General features: G+C 62.5%; 9 protein-coding genes. 3 read left to right on the plus strand and 6 right to left on the minus strand.

The features are described from left to right. Window positions 1-3: 3 nt before the first annotated feature. Window positions 4-573, minus strand: coding sequence for an Mpo1 family 2-hydroxy fatty acid dioxygenase (locus JFT58_RS29715; RefSeq protein WP_054896689.1), 570 nt, complete (start codon window positions 571-573; stop codon window positions 4-6). Between the two features lie 83 nt (window positions 574-656). Between JFT58_RS29715 and JFT58_RS29720 the strand changes: the two genes are divergently transcribed. Next, window positions 657-1343 carry a Crp/Fnr family transcriptional regulator gene (locus JFT58_RS29720; RefSeq protein WP_054896688.1) on the plus strand — a complete coding sequence of 229 codons (687 nt, stop codon included), beginning with the start codon at window positions 657-659 and terminating at the stop codon, window positions 1341-1343. Here the strand turns inward: JFT58_RS29720 and uraH are convergent. The 3 genes from uraH to JFT58_RS29735 all read right to left on the minus strand — a co-directional run bounded on the left by uraH (window position 1338) and on the right by JFT58_RS29735 (window position 3449). Then, complete coding sequence (uraH, locus tag JFT58_RS29725; RefSeq protein ID WP_014716425.1) at window positions 1338-1748, minus strand: hydroxyisourate hydrolase; 411 nt, start codon at window positions 1746-1748, stop codon at window positions 1338-1340. The two genes, JFT58_RS29720 and uraH, sit on opposite strands and share 6 nt — an antisense overlap. 27 nt (window positions 1749-1775) lie before the next feature. Then, complete coding sequence (locus tag JFT58_RS29730) at window positions 1776-2249, minus strand: GlcG/HbpS family heme-binding protein (protein ID WP_034125453.1); 474 nt, start codon at window positions 2247-2249, stop codon at window positions 1776-1778. A 195-nt stretch (window positions 2250-2444) separates the two neighbouring features. After that, window positions 2445-3449, minus strand: a complete 1005-nt coding sequence (locus JFT58_RS29735) for an AraC family transcriptional regulator (protein ID WP_054896687.1) — start codon at window positions 3447-3449, stop codon at window positions 2445-2447. 101 nt (window positions 3450-3550) lie between these two features. On the opposite strand from JFT58_RS29735, the gene JFT58_RS29740 reads away from it, so the two are divergent. Next, window positions 3551-4621 (plus strand): fatty acid desaturase, encoded by a 1071-nt coding sequence (locus tag JFT58_RS29740; RefSeq protein WP_054896686.1) that lies wholly within the window; start codon window positions 3551-3553, stop codon window positions 4619-4621. Here the strand turns inward: JFT58_RS29740 and JFT58_RS29745 are convergent. Both JFT58_RS29745 and JFT58_RS29750 read right to left on the minus strand, forming a co-directional pair. Beyond that, the gene (locus JFT58_RS29745) at window positions 4608-5423 is read right to left on the minus strand and encodes an ABC transporter ATP-binding protein (protein ID WP_054896685.1); all 816 of its coding nucleotides are present in this window, start codon (window positions 5421-5423) and stop codon (window positions 4608-4610) included. The two genes, JFT58_RS29740 and JFT58_RS29745, sit on opposite strands and share 14 nt — an antisense overlap. Beyond that, on the minus strand, window positions 5420-7018 hold the full coding sequence (locus tag JFT58_RS29750; RefSeq protein ID WP_054896684.1) for an ABC transporter permease: 1599 nt from the start codon (window positions 7016-7018) through the stop codon (window positions 5420-5422). Before JFT58_RS29750 ends, JFT58_RS29745 begins: the two co-directional genes overlap by 4 nt. A 278-nt stretch (window positions 7019-7296) precedes the next feature. On the opposite strand from JFT58_RS29750, the gene JFT58_RS29755 reads away from it, so the two are divergent. Further along, a complete protein-coding gene (locus tag JFT58_RS29755; RefSeq protein ID WP_020302215.1) occupies window positions 7297-8298 on the plus strand; it encodes an ABC transporter substrate-binding protein in 1002 nt (333 codons plus the stop codon). Window positions 8299-8313 lie beyond the last annotated feature (15 nt).

Below are 8313 nucleotides of genomic sequence, written 5' to 3' on the forward strand. Positions count from 1 at the left end.
GCGTCACGCTTTTGGACGCGGAGCGTCCTGGCCTGCATTCCCACGCAGAGCATGGGACCGATCAAGACCGCGCCGCGCCACCGGCCCAGAGCGCTCTTCAATCTGGCGCTTGAGGTCCTGCCGCAACCCCAGCAAAAACGCCAACTCCGCCACCACAAACAACGGCCCCACGATCAGCCCGGACACATCGTCCACAAACGCAGGCTTCCTGCCTTCGTAGTAATGCCCGATGAACTGAATCACCCAGCCCACCACAAACATCCCCACGCCGCTGCTCAGCCACACCGCCGTGCTTTGCGCCGCCAGCACATGCCCGGCCCACACCGACAAGCCCATCAGCATAGTCATCAACACGCCCAGGGCCAGTTCCAGGCGCAGATAAAACCACGCCGAAAACAGCGCCAACAGCACCGCAGGTGATAGCCACAGCCCGCCCACCGACCATTCGGGGCGCGACAGCAGCACGGCTACGGCCACCACAATCAACGGAATACCGATGAAGTGGCTGGCGATGTTGCGTGGGTCGCGGTGGTACGCGGCGTATTGACTGAGGTGGTCGACGAGGCTTTTCATTGTTGTTCCTCCTGTAGGATGTTTGATCATGCCCTGTCAGTCGGTGCCTAACTGTCAACTGGGCGACAATCTTCGGAGTTCGCATGGACACAGGGACATGGCACGCGCAATTGGCTCGCGGTCATTGGTTCAGCCATTTGCCGCCAGACTTGCAGCGTAGCCTGCTGGGGGCGGCGCGGTTGCGTGTGCTGACGGCGGGGCAGTACCTGTTCAAGCGCGGTGACCCGCCGTGCGGCGTGTATGCGGTGCTGGAAGGCACGGTGCGCATCAGTGCGGTCAGTGCTCAGGGCAAGGAAGCGGTGTTGAGCCTGGTGGAAACGCCCTACTGGTTCGGCGAGATCTGCCTGTTCGACAACTTGCCGCGCACCCACGATGCCTTGGCCACGGGTGCTTGCAGGCTGCTGCAGGTGCCGCAGTCGGCGATGCTCGGCATTCTCGAACGGCATCCGCTGTTCTGGCGGGAGATGGCGCTGTTGATGAGCCATAAACTGCGGCTGTCGTTGATCAATATCGAACAGACAAGCCTGATGCCCGCCTCAGAGCGGCTGGCCCATCGGTTGTTGATGATTGCCCAAGGCTACGGCGAAGTGGATCAGGCGCGCCGCGTGCTGCAACTGCCCCAGGAGGATCTGGCGGCGATGCTGGGCCTGTCGCGCCAGACCATCAACAGTCTGCTCAAGGCGCTGGAGCAACAGGGCATTATCGGCTTGAGTTACGGTGCCATCGAGATACGCGACCTCAATGGGCTGCGGCTGGCCGCGGGCCTATGAACCGCGATAGGTAGAGAAACCGTAAGGGCTGAGCAACAGCGGGATGTGGTAGTGCTGGTCGGCCTGCTTGACCTGGAATATCACCGGTACCTCAGGGAAAAACGTCTCGCGGTTAGCCTTCTTGTAGTAATCGCCGGTCTTGAACACCACGCGGTACTCGCCCGGCTGCATGCTGCGGTTGGCCGGGAACAGCTCGGCGATGCGGCCTTGCTGGTTGGTCACACCTTCAGACAGCGACTGCCACTTATCGCCCACATGCTGTTCAAGGGTGACATTGACCCCGGCGCTTGGCAGGCCGTTTTCCAGGTTGAGTACGTGCACGCTCAGGGGGTTGCCGTCGGCCAGGGCCAGGTTGCACAGGCCGCTCAGGCTCAGTGCGGCGAGGGTCATGCTCAAGGTTTTCATCGCGAAGTCCTTTTGAGGGAAGTGGAATCAAGGGGTGATTTTCAGGCCCAGTTGCTCGGCGGCCTGTACGGCGCAGGCTTCATCCTGCGCGGCGCCACCGGCACCGGCGATGCCTAGGGCACCGACCAGTTCGGCGTCGGCAAACAGCGGCACGCCACCGCCGAGCAACAGCAGCTCGGGCAAGCTGTTGAGGTTGGCGGCTTCGGGGTTATTACGCGCCCGTTCGGCAAACAGCCGGGTCGGGGTTTTTGTCGACAGCGCCGTGTACGCCTTGCGTTGGCTGGCGAGGCTGTTGTGCGGGCCGACACCGTCAGCGCGCAGGCCCAGCAACAGGTTGCCACCGCGGTCGAGTACGGTCAGCGCAGCGGTGCAGTGGGCCAGGCTGGCGTCGGCCAGTTGGCGAGCGGTGTGCAGATCCAGCTCGGCATGGCGTGGTAATTGTGGCGCCGCCTGGGCGACGGTGGCCACGGCGAGGCTCAGGAACAAGGCAGTGCGGTACATAGTGAGGGCTCCAGAAAGCAGGCCGTCACGGTAACCAGCGGACGCGGACAAAAGCCGCACAATTGGATGACAGGTTTGTAATCAAACTCAGGGATTTGTGGTGTTTGTACTGGCCTCATCGCAGGCAAGCCAGCTCCCACATGATGTGAACCCCATTCCCCTGTGGGAGCTGGTTTGCCTGCGATGAGGCCCTTCCTACTGCAACCCGTCGCGAAACTGCCCCGGCGTCATCCCCGTCCAGCGCTTGAACGCACGATTGAAACTGCTGGTATCGGCAAACCCCAGCAAATGGCTGATCTCGGCCAATGAGCACTGCGGGTCGCGCAGGTGCAATAACGCCAGGTTTTGCCGGCACTCATTGAGCAAGGCGTCAAACCGACACCCTTCATCGGCCAGATGCCGCTGCAAGCTGCGCAGGCTCAAATGCAGCGCTTGAGCAATGTGTTCGGCGCTTGGCTCGCCGTCTGGCAATTGCGCCTCGATGGCGGCGCGCACCTTGCGTTCCCAGGTCAGCGGTTGCAGTTGGGCGAGGGTGCGCTTGAGCACGGTTTCGTTGTGTTCGGCCAGCTCCGGGTTGGCGTCGTCCAGATGGCTGTCGAAGTCGCTGGCGGCGAATTCCAGGCGGTCTTCGTCGGCGGCAAACCATACCGGAGCGCGAAATACCCTGTGCCACGGCTCGGGGTCGGCGGGTTCCGGGCGCCGCAGGTAAACGGCCAACGGCGCATAGTCGCGACCCAGGCGGTTGCGACACGTGCGCACGTAGATCGCCGCAAAGGCATCAATCGCTTCCGGCGCGGGCGCAGGGCTGCCTGGGGGTTGGAGCAGGCGAAAACGGTAGACGTCGCCGTGGCGGCTCAGCTCCAGGTCCAAGGCATCACTGACCACCTGGTGATAGCGCACGATGCGCTCGAACACCTCGCGCAAGCTGCCGCTGGCCACCAATGCGTAACCCAGCGCATGAAAGGTGGTGGGGCTGACAAACCGCGACACCCGCAGCCCAATCGCCGGGTCGCCACTGGCCTGTACCGCCAGCGCCCATAGGCGCGTGGTGGCCGACAACCGGTAGCGGGCGTTGGGGTCGTCCATCTGCTGCGGGTCGAGCCCGGCCTCGGCGCACAGCGCGGCGCTGTCGAGGCCCAGGGCGTCGAGCTGCTTGCGCAGGGCACGGGTCCAGCTGGCGAGGGAAGTGGGTTCGGTCATGGCAATTGGCGCTTGTGGTCAACAGATTGGCGTGCGCGGCTAGCGCCCTGCGCTAGGGTTAGGTGCAGGATGCAGGCATCACTTCACAAGAGAATGGAAGCATGGACGGTACTTCTGCAAGCCCCCAGCCGTTGAACGCACAACAGCGTTCGGCGCATATCCGCGAGGTGGTGATGGCCGAAGGCGTGCGCTTGCGCCAGCGGCACCCCTGGTTGTTGCATCAGGACGCGCTGGGCGCAGGCATCCTGGCCTTTGCCCTGCTGGGCATGTTCGGCTCGGCAGCGCTCTATATCAGCGGTCATATGGCCTGGTGGGTGTGTCTGCTGCTCAATGCCTTCTTCGCCTCGCTCACCCACGAGCTGGAACACGACCTGATCCACAGCATGTACTTTCGCAAGCAACGCGTGCCCCACAACCTGATGATGGGCCTGGTATGGCTGGCGCGGCCAAGCACCATCAACCCATGGATACGCCGGCACCTGCACCTCAACCATCACAAGGTCTCGGGCACCGAAGCCGACATGGAAGAGCGCGCGATCACCAATGGCGAACCCTGGGGCATCGCACGGTTGCTGATGGTGGGGGACAACATGATGTCGGCCTTGATCCGCCTGTTGCGCGCCAAGACCTGGCCGCACAGGTTCAGCATCCTCAAGCGCGTGCTGCTGGTGTACGCACCGCTGGCCTTGCTGCATTGGGGCGCGTGGTACGTCTTCCTGGGCTTTCATGCCGCCAATGGGATTGCCAGTTTGATGGGCGCGCCCATTCAGTGGTCAGCCGGTACCTTGCAGGTGATGCAGGTGATCGATATCGCTGCGGTGGTGATCATCGGCCCGAACGTGTTGCGCACCTTCTGCCTGCACTTTGTCAGCTCCAACATGCATTACTACGGCGATGTGGAACTGGGCAATGTGATGCAGCAAACCCAAGTGCTGAACCCTTGGTGGCTGTGGCCGTTGCAGGCGTTCTGCTTCAACTTCGGCAGCACCCACGGCATCCATCACTTTGTGGTGAAAGAACCGTTCTACATCCGCCAGATGACCGCCAAGGTGGCGCACAAGGTCATGGCCGAGATGGGGGTGCGCTTCAATGATTTGGGCACGTTTGCGCGAGCCAATCGCCTGGAGCCTCAGGAACACCCGCGCACTGAGCTCTCTCTCAGCAAGCAATGAACGCCAATGGCAGGTCGCGGATCTGTTCGCGCACCGGCGGTTGGTAATGGCCGTCGCTGGTTAATTCGTGCAACAGCTCTTCGCGTAGCTGGTGGAATTCAAAACTGCTGCGCTGGCGCGGATGAGGCAGGGCGATCTCGACTACCTGCTTGATTCGCCCCGGACGCGGCTCCATCACCACCACGCGATCGGCGAGGAAAATCGCCTCTTCCACATCGTGGGTCACCAGTACCGTGGTGATCCTGGCGCGGGCACGAATCGCCAGCAGTTCGTCCTGCATCTGCTGACGCGTCAGTGCATCCAGGGCGCCGAAGGGTTCGTCCAGCAACAGGATGCGCGGGCTGGCCACCAGGCCGCGGGCAATCGCCACCCGTTGCGCCATGCCGCCGGAGAGTTGGTGGGGGTAGGCGCGAGTGAAGTCGGTGAGGCCCACCAGTTCGATAAAGTCGCTGATGCGACGGTTGCGCTCGGCCTCGTTCAGGGGCTCGTTGACCAGGCCCAGGCCGATGTTTTGCGCCACAGTCAGCCACGGGAACAGGCGGTGCTCCTGGAACACAATGCCGCGTTCGCCGCCGATCCCGCTGACGGCTTTGCCATCGACCTGGATCTCGCCGCGAAACTGCGTATCCAAGCCCACCAGCAAGCGCAGCAGTGTGGATTTCCCGCATCCACTGGAGCCGACAATCGCAACAAACTCCCCTTCGGCCACCTCCAGGTTGAATTCACGGATGGCTTCCAGTTCGAAGCCATCGACGTCGAAGGACTTCCCCACGTGGTTGAAGCTGACAATCGGTGCGTTCATGCGTGTCTCCAGCGGGTGGCACGGGTTTCGATGCGTTGGCCGATCAGGTTCAGAGCGGCGCCGGTGAGGCCGACCAGCAGCATGCCGCTCATGATCAAATCCATGCGCAGCAACTGTTGGGCGCCGATCATCAGGCTGCCGATGCCGCCATCTGAGGGCATGAAATATTCGGCGCCGAGGGTGCCCATCCAGGCGTAGATCAGGCTCAGGCGCAGGCCGGCGAAAATCCCCGACGCGGCGCCCGGCAGTACCAGGCGGCGCAAGCGTTGCCAGAGGTTCAGGCGCAGCACCTGCGCGGCTTCGCGCAGCTGGGGCGACAAGTTGAGCACGCTGCGCTGGGTGGCAATAAACAACGGGAAGAAGGCGGCGAGGGCGATAAACACCCACTTGGCCAGTTCACCCAGGCCGAACCAGGCGGTGAGCAGCGGCACCCAGGCGAAAATCGCGATCTGGCGCAGCGCGGACAAAGTGGGGCCAAGTAGCCGCTCACTGCGCCGCGACAGCCCCAGCCACAGGCCCATGGCAAAGCCCAGGCTACCGCCCAGCAGCAACCCGGCCAGGGCCCGGCCAAGGCTTTTGCCCAGCGCCGTAGTCAGGCTGCCATCCAGCACGCCCGCCACGCTGGTTTGCAGCACCGCCCAGGGGCTGATCAGAATGTTTGGATCGACCCAATCCTGCTGAGTCGCTACTTGCCATAACGCCAATAGCAGCAGCGGCAACAGCCAGGGTTGCAAGCGCTGCCAGCCTTCGTAGCGTGGCCCGCGTCGAATCTGCGCAGTGGCCGGATGGGGCCAGTGCACCCACTTGCGGTCCAGCCAGCCGATGCCGCGGTCCATCACCACACCCAGCACGCCAATGACCACGATGCACACGAAGACGATATCGAGCATGAACAACTGGCGCGCCCACACCATCAGGTAACCGATGCCTTCGCTGGAGGCCAGCAGCTCCACGGCCAGCAGGGAGGTCCAGCCCGCCGCCAGGGCCAGGCGTACACCGGCCATGAACGCAGGCAGTGCGGCGGGCAGGACCAGACGGCGGATCAGCAAGTGGCCAGGCAGGCGCAGTACACGGGCGGCTTCGCGCAGGTTGGGCTGGGCGTCGCGAACGCCTACCAGGGTATGCAGGGTCACGGGCACCACGATGGCCTTGACCAGCACCACCAGCTTGAGGGTTTCGCCAATGCCGAAAAACACCATGAACAGCGGGATCCAGGCGAGGGTCGGCACTTGCGCCAGCGCGCTGAACGTCGGGAACACCAAGCGCTCGGCGCGCGCACTGAAACCCAGGAACGCGCCCAGTATCGCGCCGCCACTGACACCGGCCAGCAGGCCCCAGAACAAGCGCTGCAAGCTGATGGCCAGATGGCTCCATAACTCGCCGCCGGCCAACTCCACCGCGCTGCTCCACACCAGGGCGGGAGTGGGCAGAATCTGCTCGCTCATCCAATGATTGCGGCTGGCCAGCCACCATAAGGCAAACAGTGTGAGCGGCAGCAGCCACGGCAATAAACGCTGGCCCAGCTGCGGCCAGCGCGGCGCGATGCCTTTGGGCGGGGCCGCCAGCGGCAGGCCCAGAAGTGAAATCCGGGCCATGGAAGACCTCCGAATGCGTTATGTGATTTCGATCTTACAAAAGCGTGATCAAGATGATTGTGAGATAAGAAAAGTCATTTAAAGCCTCACGCCGCCACGCATCCAATGCATTCGAAGAATATTTTCGATGCTGTTTATGCATATGCCTCTGGAGGCTGCGGGTTAGCTTGCATATTTCTAAAAGCTATTAAATTGTGAATTTATAGTATTTAAAGTTTTGTTCAGTCTGTGCCTACTTTTTGCTCCCCAGGCGACCGTCGCCCACCAGGAGCTGCGCTATGAAACTGCCCTTTAAACGTCTGATCAGCCTGTTCGCCGGCACCGCCCTGGCCGGGTTGGTGCATGCCGCCGACCTCAAGGAAATCCGCATCGCAGTGCCCGACCTCAGTGCCGGCAGCCAGCACAGCGGCGGTGGCATCACCGACGTGTTGCGTGAACAGCAGATCTTTGAAAAAGCCTTTGCCGACCAAGGCATCAAGATCCAATGGAATTACTTCAAGGGCGCCGGCCCGGTGATCAATGAAGCGTTCGCCAACGGCCAGGTGGACCTGGCCTATCTGGGCGACCTGGCAGCGATCATCGGCCGCTCCAATGGCCTTGACACGCGGCTGCTCAGCGCCTCTGCACGGGGAGTGAAACACTACCTCGGCGTGGTGCCGGGCTCCGGCATCAAGACCCTGCAAGACCTCAAGGGCAAGCGCGTGGCGGTGTTCCGTGGCACGGCCAGCCAGTTGTCGTTCGACAGCGCTTTGGCCAGCCAGGGCTTGAGCGAGAAGGACCTTAAGGTGATCAACCTGGACTTCAACGCGGCCGCTGCCGCCCTGGCGGCCAAGCAGATTGACGCCACCTGGGGCGGTTCCACTCTGACGGCGTTGCAGGCCAAGGGTTTGGCAGAGATACCGCTGACCACCAAGGACCTGGGCGATGCCGGCAGCATCCAGGCCGTGCTGGTGGGCAGCTCCAAATTCGTCGATGAACACCCAGACGCCGTGGCCACGTTGCTCAAGGCCCAGCAGCAAGCGGTGCAGTGGTTGACCGATGACAACAACAAACAGGCGTACATAGCGCTGGTATCAGGGCTGGCCAGTTACCCGCCGGTGATCCTCACCAATGATTTGAAAGACCAGAAACTCAGCGAAGTTTTCCCCTCCACACTCGACCCGGTGTTCCTTGGAAAATTGCAGGATGCGGTGGACCTGGCGTCCAGGGAGAAGTTGATTCGCAAGTCGTTTCAGGTGAGTGATTGGGTGGCGCCTGGGTTGGTGGCGGCGGGGCTCTGAGCTTGTCGGTGCCTG

This window comes from Pseudomonas sp. MF6767 (assembly GCF_016405475.1).
GTDB classification, from domain to species: Bacteria; Pseudomonadota; Gammaproteobacteria; order Pseudomonadales; family Pseudomonadaceae; genus Aquipseudomonas; species Aquipseudomonas paracarnis.